The following is a 19589-nucleotide window of genomic DNA, read 5'->3' on the forward strand; positions in this document are numbered from 1 at the left end:
CTCCCTTCTAATGCTGTGCTGCCGTGATTTTCTGAACTTCATCGATAAATGATGGATCATTGAAAGCTAATGCAGCTTTTATGCCTACGAAAGAAATAAGTACAAATGCAACCATCCAAACATATGTTGAAACTTTTTGTGCACGTGGTCCTACCGTAATCCCCCAGCTTACCAAGAAAGACCACATACCATTACAAAAATGGAAGACTGCCGCAATAATTCCAATGATAAAGATCGTTAAAAAGACTGGGCTTTGTAGACGTAAGGCCTGTTCAATCGCCATGTTTTTAGCAACATCTAATGAATGCTCACTAAGTCCGACAACCCGAATACGTGTATCCCATACATGCCATACTACAAAGATTAAGGTGATCACTCCCGTAATCCGCTGTAATACAAACATATAGTTACGAAATGTACCAAACTGATTGGTATTTGGTTTTGCTTGAAAAGCAATATAAAGTCCATAAATTCCGTGGTACATCAATGGAAGAAAAATGAAAAAGATTTCTAAGACCAGCAAAAACGGAATTCCCCAAAGCCACTCTACCCCATCAATAAAAGATTGTGCACTTTCATTCGCTTTATAGTTCGTATAGAAGTGCTCGAGCAAAAAAAAGCCCACCGGTATAACGCCTAGCAAGGAGTGTATCCGACGGTTAAAAAAGCTCCGCTGACTGCTCATCATGTGCCTCCATTCTATCTTTTTTCATTCAGATTATATTTTTGCTTTCCAAGCAATCGCTCGGAAAGAGTTGTAACATCATTGCCTATTTTACTCCCAATGTCTTGAAAGCGTCAAGAAAACGTCAAAAATCTGTTTTTACTAATTCATGAAAATTACCGATCGGAGTCTTTAAGACGTTTGTACTGCTGGACAGACGACCATGGAAGTGGAATAGTTAACAGTATGTGCTTTCGAGCAAAAAAATAAAACGAAAAAATCGTAAGATATAGGTAACCACTATACCTTACGATTTTATTTTATGATTTAACTACAGCTTGCTCTTTGGCTACATCTAGTTCGAAAGCGGTATGTAGTAACTGTACAGCTTTTATTGCCTGCACTCTTTCAACAACACAAGAAATTTTAATTTCAGAAGTACTGACTAATTTAATATGAATCTCTGCATCACTTAACGTTTTAAACATTTTTGCTGCTACTCCAGGCTGTTTCATCATCCCTACACCTACTGCAGATACCTTGGCTTGTCCTATTTCACATTGAACCTCTGTAAAGCCAAGTTCCTGCTTTGCCGCTTCAAGTACCTCTACTGCTTGTTTACTATCCCCTTCTACTACACTAAAAACAAGATCTTGTAAAGATTCGCCTTGTTCACTTTGAACGATCATATCCACATTCACATGAGCTTCCGCTAAAACTTCAAACAAACGTGGTAAACTTCCTTTATTTTTTTTAAGACCATATACTTTAATACAAGCGACATCCAAATCATGAGCAATTCCTCGTACTTGTAGTGTTGTTTCCATTTGATTGACCTCCTTAACCCAAGTTCCTGGTTCATCAACAAAGCTTGAACAGACAATAAGTGGGATTCCATAAACCATAGCACATTCTACTGAACGCGGATGTAGTACTCCAGCTCCTAAACGTGCCAGCTCTAGCATCTCCTCATAAGAAATTTCTTTCAACTTGCGAGCCTTTTCCACCAAACGTGGATCAGTGGTAAAAACGCCTGTTACATCTGTATAAATTTCACAACGATCCGCAGAAAGTGCTGCAGCTAATACAACCGCACTGGTATCCGAGCCACCACGTCCAAGTGTTGTGATTTCTCCTTCCTCTGAAATTCCCTGAAAACCAGCTACCACTACAATTTCACCTTGCTCTAAGCTTTCGCGAATGTGAGTTGTTTCTACATTCTCCACCAAAGCTTTTCCATGGACTGCATTTGTTTTAATACCAGCCTGCCATCCAGTTAGCGAACGAGCAGCAAGTCCCTTTGCTTGTAGTGCCATTGTTAGTAAAGCGGTCGTTACTTGTTCACCAGTTGACAATAGTACGTCCATTTCTCTTGGTGATGGATAATGACTAATTTTCTGTGCCATAGCAACCAGCTCATCGGTGGAGTCGCCCATCGCTGATACAATCACGACACATTGATGACCATCTTTTACTGTTTTAGCTACTTTCTCAGCGACAAGCTGAATTCGTTCTATGCTCCCTACCGATGTTCCACCAAATTTTTGTACAATGATCCCCACGAATTTCCCCTCCTTGCTATCTCGCACGCCGCTGCATATAAAAAGGCGACAGCAGAGAAAGTCTGCTGTCGCCGTGTGTACACGACCAGCTACTCTCCTCTGAAAGATAGTGCTCCACAAAAGCAAGCGGCTTCTGTGACAGTGTTGACCCTATTCGAGTACAACCCCAACTCTCTTAAGGTTCGGGCCTTATGAGAGTTTCGGCAAACTTTCCCTTTCCTTGTTTTTCATTGATCCCGCATCTCCAAACAAGTACTATTGAAAGTTCGCTCCTCTACCTCACATTGCGAGCGAGCAGATAATATATAATTATTTTTAATATAGTAACATATTCTATTTATCATATGCAAATATCTTTTTTATATATTCATGATCCCAATTCTACTTTTTTGCTCGACGTTTAGGATGAAAAGAAAAATAAAAGTCGCTGATATCTGTTAAACTAAGGTTACTATTTCTATAATAAATTAGTTAGAGTTTGTTTAATTTTAATTAAATCTTTCGTAAACCTGAACTACAACTTGAACTACTGCGCATAGAGTTACTATGACTAGAACTATTTGAATTGTTGAAATTAGAGCTACTATCATCGATTGGCTTTACACAAACGACTTAAACGGTTTCTAAGTGGTATGAGGGCTCTAACTTTAATACATGTGCTCTAATCAAAAAGCTTATGAACAGTTTCCTCATTCAATTTTTTGACTACAGCAGAAACTAACTGAATCGCTTTTTCTAAATCACTTCGATCCATCAATGTATTATGGCTATGTGCATACCTTGTTGGGACAGCAATAAAGATAGTTGGACAACCAATGCCATGTGTATGGAATTTAGCTCCATCTGTTCCACCATAATTTAATGCATCAAACTGTACTGAAATCCCTTCTTCTTTCGCCGTATCGATAAATAAGTCACGTAGTCCTAAATGACCGATCATCATGACATCTTTAAGGACAATCACTGGTCCTTTTCCTAACTGGCATGCTCCAGAAAAAGCCAAACTAGGTCTATCCTGTGCATCACAAATATCAACTACGATCGCTACATCTGGCTCTACTAGATTAGCTAAAGTGCCAGCTCCACGTACTCCTACTTCTTCTTGCACCGTCGCGCCGCTAAATACAATATTTGGATGTTGTTCATTTTGTAAATTTCGTAATACTTCTATCGCTATGGCACATCCTACTCGATTGTCCATCGCTTTGCCGACCCAGACTTCCCCATGATTCATTGTAAAAAACTCAGATTGAGGTACAATGGGATCTCCCAAGCGAATTCCCCATTCTTCCACTTGTTCTTTACTTCTAGCACCAATATCTATATACAAATCTTGTAGATTCATTACCTTTTTCAAATCTTTTTCTAGAGATGAAAGACTATATTTACCAGCAATAACCCCGACAAAATCCCCTTGTTTCGATTTAACTTTTACTCTTTGGGATAATAGTTGATGTGGCCACCAATACCCTAATGATTGAAACTTAAGTAATCCTTCTTCTGTGATCTGTGTCACCATAAACCCAATTTCATCCATATGACCAGCGATTAAAATACGTGGACCATCCACTTCTCCTACTTTTTTCCCTACTATACTTCCTAAACGATCTTTCATGATTTCATCTGACAAGGGTGTAAGGTGTTTTATCATTTTCTTTGCAATAGCACCTTCAAATCCTGGTATTCCATCCGCTTCTGTTAGTTCTTTCATTAAGTCTTCGAGAGAATTCATATTTCCTACCTACTTTCATTTTCAGTTAGAATATTAAGCAAACAAGTAATAATAGATAAGTAATGTATTTCCTCTATTGTAAAAAAATTAAACTATAAAACTACATATTTTTATATGTAATCCGTTCTATATATGGTCCACTTATTCCTTTTATTCTTCATGTGATAAAAGTGTAATAGCTTCGGGTATCTCATCCAAAGTACGAATAATAACTATTTCTGAATATATCTGAGGTATCATTTGATTCTTGCGATCGATCCATATTCCGCTTATTCCTATTCGAGTTGCTCCAATCACATCTTTATCAAGACGATCTCCAACCATAATAGCTTGTTTCGCATCTATCTCCAATTGATTTAAGCAAATCCGAAAAATCTCAGGATCTGGCTTTCTTATACCCACTTCTTCAGAAATGATCGTGGCTGAGAGATAGGGCATTAAACCACTTGATTTTATTTTCTTTCGCTGAGACTTTACATTACCATTTGTTATAATACCTAGCTTATAATTTGAAAGCCTCTGAAAACAAGGTAAGACATCTGGGAAGATCTGAGCGTTTTGTTCGTAAAATTGGATATACTCCTGATGCATCTGGGCTGCTTCTTCTTCATTTACCTTTTGGTTTAAGAATTGTAAAGATAAGGATTGCATTCGTTGTACCCTTCGCTCTTCAATCGTTATCTGCCCTAGTCGATATGCGATCCATAGTCGATCTGATTCATGTTTCCAGTATCGTTGAAACTGACTAAAAGAACAACGTTTCTTAAAATATTGGTTATACAAATGAAAGCAAGCCTTTTCTTGTGTCTGAGTATGATCTAATAATGTTTCATCTAAGTCAAAAACAATCGCACAGATCATCAGAGATATCCTCCCTTTCATCCTAGATCAGAAGTATTGCTAGGGATCATGCCCACCCTTTCACCATTAGAAGAACTGCAAAAACTTAAAGGAAGGATTTTATCATATCCAAACAGCTCGATCATTTTCTCATTTATCCTATATCAAAAATATCTTCTAATTCCCACCAATGTTCCATCAGCCAACACATCTCTTCAAAAAAGCGACGTGGATTTTCACTACGCTCTTCAATATCTGCTGTATACCACCAAGGCGCTTCTTTACACCAGAGTAAACGAAAGGCCCGTGCTAACTGAAATTTCGTTATGGGTCGATAAGTTCGATAGCCTTCTATAAATGCCGCTACTTTACGCATATCCATACCCATTTGAGATATAAATGCACCAGACATAATTGCCCGTGCGATATCCAAGTCAGGGTATACATACTTCATTCGATCAAAATCCAGAATAGCTGACACTAAATTTCCTTGAAATAAAATATTTTCCATCCACAAATCCCAATGTGCCCATCCCTGCTCGCACTCTTCAAATTGTTGCATTTGCAATGAATCAATAATTTCTCTTTGTCTTTTTAAAAGAAAGCGAATACGGATCGAGCAATTCTCTGTAGAAGCTTTTTCCCACTCCATTCTCCATTTCTTCAGTAACTGTAATCGCGTTGGTGACCAATAAGATCGATCCTTTGGAAAATCATTTAACACTTGATGCATATAACCTGTAACCCTACCTAAATCAAACATTTGTAACCAATTGGCTTCACCTGGATGAATGGTATCTCCATCACACGCATCCATCATACAAAAAAGAAAACCAGATGGTGTTTCAAAAATATACTTGCCGTCTATTCCATAAAGCTTCGGGCAAACTACGCCAGCTTCATGTAGTTGAGACTGAATTTGTAATGCTATTCGGACAAACCTCATTTTTTCTGAAGGGTAGCGTTTGGAGGAATAGCATTTTATAAATAGTTTTTTTCCATGATCATTGATAGCGAACCATTTTCTATTTTGATAGCCTCGCTGGATTGGTTCAATATCGTCTAATTGAAAACGAAAAGTAGAAGTGATATGATGTAAAATTTCACCTATGATAATCTGTTCTCCCATACTTTCACCTTTCCTTGCCAAAATCAACTAGCACCCTCCCTTCTAATATCTCTATTAACTCAATTTATAACATTTCATATCAGAATCTAATTTTATAAGAGGTTGCTTGTTATGTAGTCGCTCATGTAATTACCGGGATTGTTAATATGCATTCATAAATAATATTTACTCTAACTTAATACCCCCATCTAGCTGAAACTAACAAAACGTTTCGTTCTAGAAAAAATAAAAGAGCTCTGCTATAGTAAACAGAACCCTCCATATCATATCAACAAATCTTTTTGAAAAGAATTGTTCCTTCTGTTTAAATGAACTGGACTTTTGCTTAATATCTATAAGTAATTTGATCCACCGTTTCACGATCAAGACGCTTAATGACCTCAGTAAGTAAAGTAACCGCTTGTTCAAAATCTCTACGTGACATAATTGCATTGTGACTATGTATATATCGGGTTGCAAAGCCAACGACGATTGTCGGGCAACCATTTCCACTCAGGTGAAATTTCCCGCCGTCTGTTCCTCCACCCATCATGGTATCAAACTGTAAGTTAATTTCTTTTTCTTTTGCTACTTCTCGTATGATCCGACGTAATCCAGGGTGTCCAATCATTGTCGCATCAACAAGGGTGATCAGTGGACCTTCACCAACAATATTTGGTGGTTGCTCTTGATCGGTACCAGGTATATCATTTGAAATTCCTACATCTAAAGCAAAAGCAATATCAGGTTGAATCAGATGACCCATTGTTTGTGCTCCACGTAATCCAACTTCTTCTTGTACGGTTGCTCCAGCAAATACCGTATTAGGATGTTCTTCATTTTGCAAGCGACGAAGCACTTCTACAGCTACGGCACAACCTGCACGATTATCAATAGCCTTTCCTACCCAAAGTTCACCATCACGCATCGTGAAAAAGTCAGATACCGGAACAATAGCATCCCCTAGACTGATTCCCATTTCTTCTGCTTCTTCACGACTCTTTGCACCGACATCAATAAACAAGTCTTTTAAATCCAATACTTTTTTTCTTTCTTCTGCTTTTAATACATGGGGTGGCTTTGAACCAATCAGTCCAATATAATCCCCTTTTGCTGTTTTTATTTTGACACGTTGCGATAAGAGGGTATGTGTCCACCAACCCCCTAACTGTTGAAAACGAATATAACCTTTATCCGTGATATTAGTTACCATAAATCCAATTTCATCTAAATGACCAGCTAACAATATTCTTGGACCATCTGTATCTCCTGTTTTCCTTCCTACTATTCCTCCCAATCGATCTCTTAATAGCTCTTCTGATAACGGGGCAAGATGATTTTCCATCACTTGACCCATTTCATCTTCGAATCCAGATACGCCATCTGCTTCTGTAAATTCTTTCATCAATTGAGTTATTTGATCCATTAGGGACCCCCCTTTTATATTACAATTCATACTTAATATGGAAAAATATGTACATAATGATACATCCATATAGGAAAAAAATAGCATTTATACAATGGATATGAAAAGAATCTAAATACTTTCAATATCAAAGATAGCACAAAAACAAGAAAAAAACACCTTAATATAAAATCAATATTACGATTCTAGCTATCTATTTCAATTCAAGATATAATAAACATATTATTTGATATCAGAACATGTTGCAGAATCATCTAAATCTCAACTCATACCTAAACCTAAAGGCAATCGTGTTTGCATAAAATCTGGAATGAAAAGAACTTTATAGAGATCTTATCAAAGCTACACGAAATTGGTTTAGGAAGCACAACTGCATATTACTATAATTTCTAATAGGACGTGATGAATCATGTTTGGTTCTTTAGGAGTATTTGAGCTTGTTCTTATTCTTTTGGTTGTTTTATTATTGTTTGGTGCAAAAAAACTTCCTGAGCTTGGCAAGGCTACAGGTGAGACCATTCGTTCTTTCCGTAAAGCAGTCTCTGGATCATCTACCCAAGAGCAAAAACAGGAATTGGCAAAGAGTGAAGAAGGAAAATAATATAGAAAAAGCGGCTGCTTTAATAGAGCCGCTTTTTATTTTATTCATTATGGGCCTTATCTGGAGCTTTCAATGCCTGTAAAATAGTTTGTGCTAATTTAGCACTAATACCAGCTTTTTGAAAATCTTCTATCGTTCCTGTACGCATCTTTTCAATCGACCCAAAATATCGATAAAGCTGCTTTTTCCTTTTCTCACCTACACCTGGTATTTGGTCTAGCTTGGATTGCAGCAAATTTTTCCCACGTGTCTGACGGTGGAATTGGATCGCAAATCGATGTACTTCCTCTTGAATTCTCTGTAGTAAATAGAACTCCAAACTTCCTCTTGGTAAGATAACTTCCTTGGGTGGGTCACCCATCATTAATTTTGCGGTACGATGTTTTTCATCCTTAACCATTCCGCCTACAGGAATATATAGACCTAGCTCATTTTCAAGTACGTCTACCGCTGCTGAAATTTGTCCTTTGCCCCCATCGACCAAAACCAAGTCAGGTATAGAGAGGTTTTCTTTTAATACCCGTGTGTACCGACGCCGAATAACCTCTCGCATCGTTTCATAATCATCTGGCTTGTCCACTGTACGAATTTTATACTTTCGATATTCTTTTTTAGCAGGCTTCCCATTGATAAATACAACCATTGCAGATACAGGATCTGCCCCTTGAATATTCGAGTTATCAAAAGCTTCGATACGACGTGGAAGACCTGATCCTATCGCTTCTCCAAGATTACGTATAGCTTGAATTGTTTTCTCCTCATCTTTTTCCATTAAAGCAAACTTCTCTTGCAAAGCTAATTGAGCGTTTTTCTCCGCCATCTCAACCAATTTCTTTTTTAAACCCCTCTTTGGAGTATGGACGTGAACATTTGGAACAAATTGCTGGATCAAATCATGATCGACACCACTCGGCAACTCGATCTCTTTGGGTAATACGGGTGTTTCATGATAAAACTGTGCAATAAAAGATAAGAAATCCTCATCAGCTTCATTATAGTGGGGAAAAAGAGAAACTTCTCGCTCGATTAATTTCCCTTGTCTTACAAAGAAAACTTGTACACACATCCATCCTTTATCTGCTGCAAATCCAAATACATCACGATCAATTTGATCCGCAAAAGCAATATTTTGCTTTTCCATGACTGCATCAATATCTTGGATCAAGTCTCTTAATTCTTTAGCCCTTTCAAACTCCAATGCTTCTGCCGCTTCTTCCATTTTATGACGTAAATCACGCTGTATTTCCGGATATCCTCCATTCAAAAAGCGAATAATCTTCTTCGTCATTTCTTCATACTGCTCAGAAGGAATCGGATATTCACAAGGAGCGACACATTGCCCTAAGTGATAGTACAAACAAACACGTTTAGGTAAATGACGGCATTTACGTAAGGGAAATAAACGATCGAGCAACTTCTTTGTTTGAGCAGCCGCTCCAGCATGTGGATAGGGACCAAAGTATTTAGAACCATCCTTTTTTATTTTCCGTGTAACTTCTAGACGTGGATGTTTTTCTTTGGTTAAACGAATATAAGGATACGATTTATCATCTTTTAACATCACATTATAATGTGGACGATACTTCTTGATTAAATTACACTCCAAAATTAACGCTTCAATTGGCGTTCCTGTAACAATATACTCAAAATCAGCAATCTCCATGACCAATCGTTCTGTTTTCGCATCATGAGCACCTGTAAAGTATGAACGTACACGATTGCGTAAATTCTTTGCTTTTCCGACATAAATCACTTCTTGATGTTGATTCTTCATCAAATAACATCCCGGTTGATCAGGTAGCAGAGATAGTTTCTCTTTGATTTTAGGCATACTTTCACCTCTCTCTTACAAAAAACAATTTCACTACATGTATATAAATATACTCACCAGCCCAAACAAAACATGATATAGTAATTGATAAGAATAGTATAATTTAGGAAGAGGGGTTTTTGTGCAAAGTTTTTCATCCATCTTAACTAGGCATGGTTTTAAGCTATGGCTTTCCAATGTTTTAGGTCTTATCCTAAGCTTTATTGTATATCTCATTTCTGCATTGGTCTTGATCCTTATAGGTGGAATCCTTTTTGCATCTAGCAATTCTTCTGCTTTGATGGGAATTTTAACTGGTATGGGTGGAGAGCCTAGCGAAGCTCAAATACTTGGCTTATTCGCTGATATTGGTGTAGGTTTATTCATCTTCTTCATTTTTTACTTGGCGATGATTTTGATGATCGCTTCATTTCCAATCGGAGCTAACTATGGAGTAGCTATTGAAGCTGTTACACAAAACCGTGCTAGTATTGGAACCTATTTCAAATGTGGTTTCAAGTACCTAGGCAAAGTAATTGGGCAGATGCTACTAATTGGTCTGGCGTTTATCCCCATTTTTATCATTATGTTTATTGTGTTTGCATCGATTACAACTAATTCCATCGGTAGTGGTAGTGAAGACTCTTTTGTTGTTGCGTTTTCCCTTATTTTTTTGCTTATATTTATGATTTATATGCTTCTTTTCATGCATGCACCTGTCATATTAATCTCCGAAAAAACGGGTGTTTTTCGTTCCTTAAAGCTATCCGTACGCTTACTTATGAAAGCTTTTGGAAAAGTATTTGTTACAGGACTTCTTAATGTTCTAGCTATTGTTCTTCTCTACGTGATTCTGTTTATCGTAGTTGGACTCTCAGTGGAAGGAAATCCAAACCCCATCAGTTTACTTGTAATATACCTTGTTTTTTTTCCATTCTTTACTATATTAACTATTCTAATTATTGTTTATCGTTACTTTAAACACTTACGTCCATATCTGTTCCCGCATCACCCAGGTGGGGGTTCAGCCAATGGAAATGGCTATCCATCATATAACCCATATGGACAACAAGCACAGCAACAACCACCATTTACTTTTAATCCAAATCAAATGAATCCGCACGGACAGCAAAACCCTTACAACTATCCACCTAACAATCAGCAACAGCCAAATCCATATCCACCCAATCAGTACCCACCACAGCCACCATATCAATCCTAGTTAAACTCCTCCACCACATTTTATTGGGTGGAGGAGTTTTCTATTTTTGTGCTAAAAGGTGTGTCCATTATTTTTATTAACATATAAAATAGTAACATAAAAGGAGAGAATACTCTAAATCAACCATCTCCTACCTTTATCAAAAAAAGGGTTAAATTTTTGATCCGAGCGATACAGCACACTCAAACAATTAGACTCTACTTTTTAGGAGGAACCTTCATGACTTCTTTTTCTTCGCTTCTAAAAAGTCATGGCTGGCGAATTTTAATAGCACATGAAATAGGAATGTTCATTTTAACTATGATAGAGATGATTACAACTTTTATCTTAGTTTTGATGAGTGAGTACCTAACGAATATTACCACTCAAAACATTCTAAACCCTAAAAGTTTTATCTTTTACCTTACTCATTTTTCAGAGTTTAGCATTGGAACTTCTTTATTAATCTTTCTGACATTCATTCTATTAGGATTACATTTCTCCTTCGTGACCTGTGCCTCCTTTGGAACGATTATCCAAGTATATGAGAGAAGACCATGTAAAAGTTTTGATTTTTTACTTTATGGGCTCTCTTTACTTAGTCGGACTTTTACTCTCTTTTTAATTAATACAGCGGCCTTTATGCCTCTATTTATATTGGTTATTATAGGGTTAAATATAGATCATTCGATTCTTAACCTAGTGATGATTATTTCATTTTTCGTAATAAACTTCCTTTACTTTATGTTCTTTTTTTACTCCACATTGGTGTTGGTTGCTGAGAAGATCCGTCCCATCCAAGCATGGAAAATAACGTTACTCCTTCTCAAAAGAGCTTGGAAGCCAACTTTAGTTATTGGGATAATTTGCTTTATTCTCTCACTTCCTGATATCTTATTTTCTTCTATAGTTGATCCATTATTTTATATTCGTGGAGAGGGATTTTGGACCATGTTCAAAACTTTATTCCCTCCATCCGCATTTTTCACATCCACCATCATTAGTGCAATCTTACTAATGATTAGCTCAGTCATTCCAACCATTTACTATTTTCGTAATATGCGTTCCTGCATTCAAACGGAGCTGGACAGGATTACATACGAAAAAAAATCGATATATTGGAAACTTGATAAGAAATATTAATATAAAATGGGGCTCTCTGAAGTATGAATTAGTCAAGAGAAACCCTTTTTTATTTTACTTAAAAATAAATTACTCTTTAAACAGGTATCATTCGTTATGTTTTAGCTTAATTCCTCATATACATATAATATTCAGACCGTTTTACATTGAATATAGGAGGTAAATAACAGTACTCAGAAAGATAGTAAAGGTTAGGTAAAGGTGGAAAAGAGTATCATTTTTTTTAATTGGAAGGAGGGAATTGCTGCGAAGCATAGAAAAATAACCTAAGACGAAAACCAAGTGGAAAATGGTACATGATGCTCACCTATCGAGACCATGTATATATACCGATAGCTAATCGGAAATTGACGCCTGTGGAGTGTTATACAAACCACAGTAGGGAGAAGCTGCCGAAGTGGGACACGTTGAAGCAGGAACCTTCTAGACATAGGGTTTTTTTCTATGTTTTTAGTAGCAGGATAGCATATGGACAGCTTTCAGGAAGTGGTACATTTTGAGCAAAGTTTTTGGCTTCAAATCATGTATGATCATACGCGCTTTATTCTCGATGCTTTATCACCTAAAGAAAAAGAGGAGATCAAAAGAGCCAAGGCGTTAAAAAAATGTTTTTCCGAGTTAGAACAGTCTCCTTTAGACACGAGTCAGCTAAAATCTTCTTATCAATCGGTTAATGAACTAATCAAGTTCAAACTACATATTCTTCGACGCCTACTTACTAACTCCATTTCATTTAATCTTACGCCCACATTTGTAAATCATATGATCAATGAAGCTGAAGAGTACTTAAGAATTCTCTCGTGTTTAGTCGAAGGGAAAGCCCCTCAACCTCTTCATCCCTTACATCAACATTTATTATGGTTACCTGACGCTGCAGGGCATGCTGAAGGGATCGATGAAAAACTAGATGGAACTGAGAAAACTCTTAAAGCAAAATGCCGTTACTTTATTCATCATTTTGAGGATTTTTATATTAAAGCTGTCGAACTATCTGGTTATTTACGTACACGACTTAAAAATTTCCCTGCTTTATCCCGTTTTTATAAAGATGTCGAACTTGAGATAACATTATTTATGAACTTTCTAAAGGAATTAGAGGAAATGGGATTAAACAAAGAAATATTAGGTACTATGGCACCTTTAATGGCTGATCATATGTATCGAGAAGAACGTTACTATTTAACTAAGCTTGCTGAAGCAAAAGTACATGAATAGATTAATCCTATTTTACATCTCAACACTTTTGAGTTGTATAAACAAATCGATTCTTGGAGGCTTCCTTCACTATATTTTATATGCGTCCGTCAAAAATAATTTTCAACATAACATAAAAATGATAAAAAATAATCCACCATCTTGTAAAAATAGATGGTGGATTATGTGCATATTCACAATGTTCAAATGGATTTCTCCTACCATTCATGACTCAGGGGTCATTTTTCAGAGAAACCCATTTCTTTTTATCTTACTGTATAAGAGGATAAAACTTCTCTTTCAATGAAATTTAACTATTTATAAAGACTCATTAATCCATTGAACTAATGCTTCTTTAGGTTGGAATCCCATGCTTTTACTTACCATTTTTCCATCTTTAAATAAAATAAGTGTAGGAATACTCATAACTCCGAAACGTCCTGCCGTTTCTGGACTTTCATCTACATTTAATTTGGTGATTTTTACTTGGTCACCTATTTCTTGATCAACTTCTTCTAGAACTGGAGCAAGCATACGGCATGGTGGGCACCAAGTTGCCCAGAAGTCAACCAGAACTGCTCCACTATCGTTAGCTTCTACTTCTTTTGCAAAGGTTTGATCGGTTATTTCAATCACGGCCATCTTTAAAACCTCCTTCTAGTCACGCCAACCAATCAGCTAAATTCAAATAAGTACCTTTATCAATGTTAGTATATCATTAGAACAAAAAAGTTCCAAGATATTTCGATAACCAAAATAACTATCCTGCCTTTTAAACATAAGATGGGGAGCTTTATATTCCGATAAAGCAAGTATCGGAAAAAAGCTCCCATTCATCTTTTATTTAGCTTTTCTTCCCCATTGGACACAACTCTTCATAGTCAATCAAAGCTTTACTCTTACATATATTATTTACCTAAAACTTTTTTTAATTCCTCTGTTAAAAGTGGTACTACTTCAAACAAATCGCCAACAATACCGTAGTCTGCAACTTGGAAAATATTGGCCTCAGGATCTTTGTTAATCGCTACAATAACTTTGGAGTTGGACATCCCTGCTAAGTGTTGAATCGCTCCTGATATCCCACAAGCGATGTATAAATCAGGTGTAACTACTTTACCCGTTTGTCCAATTTGCAAGCCATAATCACAATATCCTGCGTCGCACGCTCCACGGGAAGCACCTACAGCACCACCTAATAGGTCAGCCAACTCTTGCAGTGGCTTAAATCCATCTTCGCTTTTTACCCCACGTCCGCCAGAAACAACCACTCTTGCTTCTGAGAGATCAACTCCATCAGCTGTTTTTCTGACTACTTCCTTTACAATTGTGCGTAACAAATCTTTATCAAAGGATACAACGAGATCTTCAACGGTTGCAGTCCGACTTGTGTCAGTTGCTAAGGCTTCAATATTATTCGGGCGGATTGTAGCAAAAATCAAGCCTTCTTTTACAGCTTTTTTTACAAATGCTTTCCCTGCATAAATCGGTCGTGTGAAAATAATTTTCCCATCTTGCACTTCGACGGAAGTACAGTCTGAAATTAATCCTAATCCGAGTCGAGCAGCGATTCGTGGGCTCACATCTCTTCCCACTGCTGTATGACCTGTAAAAATAGCGTCAGGCTGAACTTTCTCAATTACCTGCTTGAATGCTTGAAAATATGCATCTGAAGTATATTGGTCAAGCTCTGGATTTGATACAGTGATCACATGGTCAGCACCATGATGTGCAAGCTGTTCTACCAAATCTTTAGCACTACTTCCGAATACTGTAGCAGTCACTTTCCCACCATCAGCAATCATGCGAGCTACTGCCAAGCATTCTAATGCAACATTACGTAACTTTTTATCTCGAACATCTGCTAATATTAATACATTTTTGCTCATCCTATGGTTCCCCCTCCAAAGTAAGCCGTCTATATCACTTTGGCTTCATTTCTAAGTAACTGAACCAATTCTTCAACTTGTTTAGGAAGCTCACCTTGTAGTACTTTTCCTGCTTGTTTTTTAGGTGGTAAGAAAACTTCAAGGGTTTCTGTTTTTGCCGCAATTTCATCTTCATCTAAATCCAAATCATCAACTTCTAGACGGGAAAGCGGTTTCTTTTTGGCCTTCATAATTCCTGGTAAAGATGGATATCGTGGATCATTAAGTCCTTGTTGTGCTGTCACAAGAATTGGTAAAGTCGATTCGATTACCTCAAGATCCCCTTCAACATCTTTATCTACTGTTACTTGATCCCCATCAATATGTAGTTTGGTGATCGTGGAAATATGAGGGATATGAAGTAACTCTGCAAGTCTTGGCCCTACTTGAGCTGATCCGTCATCAACGGCCATGTATCCGCAAAGAATAATGTCATAATCCAAATCTTCCTCCTGGATTGTCGCTGCTAAGATTTGAGCAATCGTATGTTCATCTACTTGCTCTTCTAGCTCTTCAATATCAACAATTACACCTTTATCTGCTCCCATCGCCATCGCAGTTCGGAGTGCTTGTTCTGCTCGCTCAGGTCCAATGGTAATGACGGTAACTTCCCCACCAAATTTCTCTTTTAAACGAATTGCTTCTTCAACAGCATACTCGTCATAAGGATTGATCACAAATTCAGCTTCTTCTTCATTGATACGACCATTTTCAATCGTAATCTTTTCTTCCGTATCAAAAGTTTGCTTTAAACAAACTAAGATATCCATGCAGATGTCCCCTTTCATTTCAATTCCACTCGGTTTCATTTCCCAATTCCTTGAATAAATAAACGATGAATTTCATCAATCTGTTCTAATAAGCTATATTTATAATCATTCATAATCCAAGATGAAACTGTTTCGTCTAGTGTTCCAAAAATCATTCGCCTAACTAAACGGATATCAACATCTGATCGAAAACACCCTTTTTCAATTCCTTGTGCAATTACTTGATCAATTACATCCGTATATCTTTTTAATATCTTACTAATCCCTTCTCGAACCTCTGGATTTGATTGTCGGAGCTCAATCTGCATGACAATGGCTAGCTCCCGATTTTTCTCAAATTGATTTAGATGTAAGTGAATAAGATGATACAATCGCTCAATAGGCGATTCTACTTCTAGAAGCTGTTTTTCTACCTTAGAAATGAATGACCCCATTTTCTCACGAAATACTGAAATGAGTACGTCATCTTTATTTTCGAAATAAAGATAAATCGTTCCGTCGGCTACTTTGGCCTCCCGTGCAATTTTGGAAACCTGAGCATTATGATAACCATATTCTGCTATAACTTTCACTGCAGCATTAATGATTGCTTCGTATTTTTCTCCGGTTCGTTTCACCATAAAACATATTCCTCTCTGCCTTCCTGTGGGGTGAATGATTGTTCATTCATTTTTAGTCTATTATCCTCCATTTCATTTGTCAACTATTTTCAGCAAGGTTTTGTAAGCGTATACAAGAATGATATTTTAAATAAGCATTAATTATCATAATGCCCAACTTAACTTAATTTACCATTAGTTTGATTTATTATTTTCCTCTTCTTTAAGAACACGTCGTAAAACCTTTCCGATATTACTTTTGGGGAGTTCTTGTCGAAATTCTACAATTCGTGGAACTTTGTACGAAGCAAGCTTTTGACGACAATAATTCTCAATTTCTTTTTCAGTTAGTTGAAAGCCTTTTTTAAGGACAATATATGCTTTTACAGTCTCTCCACGGTATTCATGAGGAACCCCAATAACGACTGCCTCTTGAATAGCTGGGTGTTCAAATAAAACTTCTTCAACTTCCCTCGGATAAATATTAAATCCTCCTGCAATGATGACATCTTTTTTACGATCTAAAATATAGAAGTAACCATCTTCATCCATCTTGGCAATATCTCCAGTATTAAGCCATCCATCTACCAAAGTGGCATTGGTTTCTTCTGGACGCTTCCAATATCCTTTCATAACTTGTGGACCACGTACCTGCAATTCGCCAATTTCCCCTACACCCAAGATATCTCCTGTCTCAGGGTGCACGATACGACATTCTGTATCAGGTAAAGGTAGTCCAATGGTTCCGCTTTTAACCCGATCATATACTAAATTAGCATGAGTAATAGGAGATGCCTCCGTTAGGCCATATCCTTCAATTAAAGTGCCTCCTGATAACTTCTCAAATTTATCTTGTACTTCAATCGGTAGCGGTGCCGAACCACTGATACAAGCTTGGATCGAAGATAAATCATATTTTGATATTTCTGAGTGGTTAATTAAACCTATATACATCGTAGGCGCTCCTGGGAAATATGTGGGACGATGTTTATGAATTTCTTTAAGAATCATTTTTGCATCAAAACGTGGGACTAATACCATGGTTGCGGCAATATGAACAGCAAAGTGCATTAATGTGGTCAAACCATACACATGGAAAAAGGGTAAGACACCTAATACTTTTTCTTCACCTCGTTTTGCTTTATATAACCACGCAGTAGTTTGATACGTATTACTAATTAAATTTTGATGAGTTAACATAGCTCCTTTGGATAAGCCGGTCGTCCCACCCGTATATTGCAATAAAGCGACATCATCTTTGGAGTGATAAACAATTTCAACAGGGATGGGCTCTTCTTGAGATATTAACTGCTTCATGGAATAGTAACCGATTTCTTCTGGAATCGTTACTTTTATACCATCTTTTCTTAACTTCAGTTTATATAGCCATTTTTTAGGAAAAGGTAGTACATCGGCAATACCCGTCACAATGATATGAGATAGTTGCGTCTTTTCACGTATATTTTGCACCTTGTTAAAGACTAAATCTAAGCAGATAATCGCCTTTGCATCTGCATCATTAAGCTGATGCTCCAACTCATTTTCCATATATAGAGGGTTAGTATGAACGACAATACCTCCAATCATAAGCGTTGCATAATAAGCGATTACCGATTGAGGACAATTAGGTAACATGATCGCTACACGATCTCCTTTATTAATCCCTAACCTTTTTAAAGCGTTTGCAAAACAATATACCTGTTCAAGCAATTCTTGATACGTAAGCCGTTTACCCATAAAAGCAATCGCATCTTGGTTTGGAAAGTCATTCACCGCATTGATTAATAACTGAGCAATCGAAATATCTGGGTAATCGAGTGTGGCAGAAATTTGTTGAGGATACTGTTTTATCCAACATTTTTCTTTTATCCCCATAACCATCCTCCTAACTTAAAAATGAATGACTCCTCATTCAAAGGCTCCGAAGTTTGAATAAAGTATGACAATTATATTTTATCTAATTCTATTCCATTTTTGAATCTCTAATTATACATTTCATAGAAATTGTTTTTTTAATCAATAAATATTTTTTAATCCTAACTATTTGTCATTCGATTTAATATGGAAAAATAATATAAAGAAACCAAATAATATATTATCTTGCAATATAACGAGTAGACATCATGCAACGGTGATTTTATTATCTATTAGAGAATATGGATAAAATCAGATATACCTAAAGCTTGATTCCACTTTCTAATGAATAACCCAATTTCTTCAATTACAATCTTACTTGATTCATGATGAATTCTTAAGATATGATTAACTTAAGAATAACTAATTATAGATCAAAGGAGTTATACACATGCTTTTCCGTGACCCTAAAGATGAAATCGAATTTGAAATTGGCCCCTTGGAAGTAGAGATTGAGAGTGATGAAGTTGAACTAGAAATTGGTGGTTTAGAAATTGAGATTAGTAGAGATGGGATTGAAATAGAACTAGAAGACTAATCATATACCTGAGGTGTGAAATTATGTCGAGATTAGGTAAAATTGTATTAGGAATTGTAATCTCCCTTTTCATCTTATTTGTAATAATTGTTGGATTAGGAATATTCATTCTTAATAACATACTTGATTCGTTACCCAATTGGGATTGGCTTCAAGCTTTAAGTTGGCTTATTGATTTCTTTAATTCAAATTAAGCATGCTAATATTTGTCTAAATAGACATTTCATCATAAAAAAGATGTTGGAGTTTATTTCCAATATCTTTTTTATTTACTAGCAAAAGTTGTATGGAACAAATAATTATCCCCATATTATTTGTGTCTACCTTCACAAAATATCCTACGGCACTTCAATCGTACAGCAAATATGTCCGCTATTCTATCTTTTGATATATGCCTAACAGTCTTTATTTCCTTTGCTGTTCAATTGGTTAACAATAGAATAGGGGATACCATAAGCGAAACACCAAAAACTCCTCTTTTCATCCTGACTGTTGTTGCCTAAAATGAGGAAAGCTAGAAAAATAAATTTTATATCGCTAAGGAGGTAAATAACAGTAC

At 36.6% G+C, this 19589-nt stretch carries 17 protein-coding genes and 1 riboswitch; of the genes, 5 read left to right on the forward strand and 12 right to left on the reverse strand.

What is annotated here, in order from left to right; translation table 11 throughout:
• Positions 1-7: 7 nt before the first annotated feature.
• The 6 genes from DL897_RS01560 to DL897_RS01585 all read right to left on the reverse strand — a co-directional run bounded on the left by DL897_RS01560 (position 8) and on the right by DL897_RS01585 (position 7332).
• A complete protein-coding gene (locus tag DL897_RS01560; protein WP_113657372.1) occupies positions 8-685 on the reverse strand; it encodes a succinate dehydrogenase cytochrome b558 subunit in 678 nt (225 codons plus the stop codon).
• Positions 686-984: 299 nt separating this feature from the next.
• A complete protein-coding gene (locus DL897_RS01565) occupies positions 985-2226 on the reverse strand; it encodes an aspartate kinase (protein ID WP_113657373.1) in 1242 nt (413 codons plus the stop codon).
• A 99-nt stretch (positions 2227-2325) separates the two neighbouring features.
• Positions 2326-2511: riboswitch (Lysine riboswitch) on the reverse strand.
• Positions 2512-2887: 376 nt separating this feature from the next.
• Positions 2888-3958 carry a M42 family metallopeptidase gene (locus DL897_RS01570; RefSeq protein WP_113657374.1) on the reverse strand — a complete coding sequence of 357 codons (1071 nt, stop codon included), beginning with the start codon at positions 3956-3958 and terminating at the stop codon, positions 2888-2890.
• Between the two features lie 150 nt (positions 3959-4108).
• Positions 4109-4819 carry an HAD family hydrolase gene (locus tag DL897_RS01575; protein WP_168188592.1) on the reverse strand — a complete coding sequence of 237 codons (711 nt, stop codon included), beginning with the start codon at positions 4817-4819 and terminating at the stop codon, positions 4109-4111.
• Between the two features lie 133 nt (positions 4820-4952).
• Positions 4953-5954: a phosphotransferase enzyme family protein gene (locus tag DL897_RS01580; protein WP_113657376.1), complete on the reverse strand. Its 1002-nt coding sequence runs from the start codon at positions 5952-5954 to the stop codon at positions 4953-4955.
• 298 nt (positions 5955-6252) lie between these two features.
• On the reverse strand, positions 6253-7332 hold the full coding sequence (locus DL897_RS01585; RefSeq protein ID WP_113657377.1) for a M42 family metallopeptidase: 1080 nt from the start codon (positions 7330-7332) through the stop codon (positions 6253-6255).
• A 409-nt stretch (positions 7333-7741) separates the two neighbouring features.
• Here DL897_RS01585 and tatA point away from each other — a divergent pair, with 409 nt between their 5' ends.
• A complete protein-coding gene (gene tatA, locus DL897_RS01590) occupies positions 7742-7933 on the forward strand; it encodes a twin-arginine translocase TatA/TatE family subunit (RefSeq protein ID WP_113657378.1) in 192 nt (63 codons plus the stop codon).
• A 40-nt stretch (positions 7934-7973) separates the two neighbouring features.
• Here the strand turns inward: tatA and uvrC are convergent, their stop codons facing one another.
• Entirely contained in the window at positions 7974-9764 is a 1791-nt protein-coding gene (uvrC, locus tag DL897_RS01595) for an excinuclease ABC subunit UvrC (protein ID WP_113657379.1), read from the reverse strand.
• Positions 9765-9885: 121 nt separating this feature from the next.
• Between uvrC and DL897_RS01600 the strand changes: the two genes are divergently transcribed.
• From DL897_RS01600 to DL897_RS01610, 3 genes are all read left to right on the forward strand, one after another.
• Entirely contained in the window at positions 9886-10965 is a 1080-nt protein-coding gene (locus DL897_RS01600; RefSeq protein ID WP_113657380.1) for a hypothetical protein, read from the forward strand.
• A 219-nt stretch (positions 10966-11184) separates the two neighbouring features.
• Positions 11185-12087 carry a hypothetical protein gene (locus tag DL897_RS01605; RefSeq protein WP_113657381.1) on the forward strand — a complete coding sequence of 301 codons (903 nt, stop codon included), beginning with the start codon at positions 11185-11187 and terminating at the stop codon, positions 12085-12087.
• Positions 12088-12555: 468 nt separating this feature from the next.
• A complete protein-coding gene (locus DL897_RS01610; protein ID WP_113657382.1) occupies positions 12556-13302 on the forward strand; it encodes a DUF2935 domain-containing protein in 747 nt (248 codons plus the stop codon).
• Between the two features lie 297 nt (positions 13303-13599).
• Here the strand turns inward: DL897_RS01610 and trxA are convergent, their stop codons facing one another.
• The 5 genes from trxA to DL897_RS01635 all read right to left on the reverse strand — a co-directional run bounded on the left by trxA (position 13600) and on the right by DL897_RS01635 (position 18453).
• Positions 13600-13923, reverse strand: coding sequence for a thioredoxin (gene trxA, locus DL897_RS01615; protein ID WP_113657383.1), 324 nt, complete (start codon positions 13921-13923; stop codon positions 13600-13602).
• A 266-nt stretch (positions 13924-14189) separates the two neighbouring features.
• Entirely contained in the window at positions 14190-15170 is a 981-nt protein-coding gene (locus DL897_RS01620) for an electron transfer flavoprotein subunit alpha/FixB family protein (protein ID WP_113657384.1), read from the reverse strand.
• A 29-nt stretch (positions 15171-15199) separates the two neighbouring features.
• Entirely contained in the window at positions 15200-15979 is a 780-nt protein-coding gene (locus tag DL897_RS01625; protein ID WP_113657714.1) for an electron transfer flavoprotein subunit beta/FixA family protein, read from the reverse strand.
• A 35-nt stretch (positions 15980-16014) separates the two neighbouring features.
• Positions 16015-16599 carry a TetR/AcrR family transcriptional regulator gene (locus tag DL897_RS01630; RefSeq protein ID WP_113657385.1) on the reverse strand — a complete coding sequence of 195 codons (585 nt, stop codon included), beginning with the start codon at positions 16597-16599 and terminating at the stop codon, positions 16015-16017.
• 174 nt (positions 16600-16773) lie between these two features.
• Entirely contained in the window at positions 16774-18453 is a 1680-nt protein-coding gene (locus DL897_RS01635) for a long-chain-fatty-acid--CoA ligase (protein ID WP_113657386.1), read from the reverse strand.
• Between the two features lie 430 nt (positions 18454-18883).
• Between DL897_RS01635 and DL897_RS18085 the strand changes: the two genes are divergently transcribed.
• Positions 18884-19030, forward strand: a complete 147-nt coding sequence (locus DL897_RS18085; protein WP_168188593.1) for a hypothetical protein — start codon at positions 18884-18886, stop codon at positions 19028-19030.
• Positions 19031-19589 lie beyond the last annotated feature (559 nt).

The sequence above is a fragment of the Thermoflavimicrobium daqui genome (assembly GCF_003313465.1).
Classification (GTDB): Bacteria; Bacillota; Bacilli; order Thermoactinomycetales; family Thermoactinomycetaceae; genus Thermoflavimicrobium; species Thermoflavimicrobium daqui.

Excerpts from the sequence above, each read along its gene's own strand:
- DL897_RS01560 (WP_113657372.1), bottom strand. The coding sequence starts at position 685 with ATGAGCAGTCAGCGGAGCTTTTTTAACCGTCGGATACACTCCTTGCTA.
- DL897_RS01570 (WP_113657374.1), bottom strand. The coding sequence starts at position 3,958 with ATGAATTCTCTCGAAGACTTAATGAAAGAACTAACAGAAGCGGATGGA.
- DL897_RS01575 (WP_168188592.1), bottom strand. The coding sequence starts at position 4,819 with ATGATCTGTGCGATTGTTTTTGACTTAGATGAAACATTATTAGATCAT.
- DL897_RS01585 (WP_113657377.1), bottom strand. The coding sequence starts at position 7,332 with ATGGATCAAATAACTCAATTGATGAAAGAATTTACAGAAGCAGATGGC.
- tatA (WP_113657378.1), top strand. The coding sequence starts at position 7,742 with ATGTTTGGTTCTTTAGGAGTATTTGAGCTTGTTCTTATTCTTTTGGTT.
- uvrC (WP_113657379.1), bottom strand. The coding sequence starts at position 9,764 with ATGCCTAAAATCAAAGAGAAACTATCTCTGCTACCTGATCAACCGGGA.
- DL897_RS01605 (WP_113657381.1), top strand. The coding sequence starts at position 11,185 with ATGACTTCTTTTTCTTCGCTTCTAAAAAGTCATGGCTGGCGAATTTTA.
- DL897_RS01610 (WP_113657382.1), top strand. The coding sequence starts at position 12,556 with ATGGACAGCTTTCAGGAAGTGGTACATTTTGAGCAAAGTTTTTGGCTT.
- trxA (WP_113657383.1), bottom strand. The coding sequence starts at position 13,923 with ATGGCCGTGATTGAAATAACCGATCAAACCTTTGCAAAAGAAGTAGAA.
- DL897_RS01620 (WP_113657384.1), bottom strand. The coding sequence starts at position 15,170 with ATGAGCAAAAATGTATTAATATTAGCAGATGTTCGAGATAAAAAGTTA.
- DL897_RS01625 (WP_113657714.1), bottom strand. The coding sequence starts at position 15,979 with ATGGATATCTTAGTTTGTTTAAAGCAAACTTTTGATACGGAAGAAAAG.
- DL897_RS01630 (WP_113657385.1), bottom strand. The coding sequence starts at position 16,599 with ATGGTGAAACGAACCGGAGAAAAATACGAAGCAATCATTAATGCTGCA.
- DL897_RS01635 (WP_113657386.1), bottom strand. The coding sequence starts at position 18,453 with ATGGGGATAAAAGAAAAATGTTGGATAAAACAGTATCCTCAACAAATT.
- DL897_RS18085 (WP_168188593.1), top strand. The coding sequence starts at position 18,884 with ATGCTTTTCCGTGACCCTAAAGATGAAATCGAATTTGAAATTGGCCCC.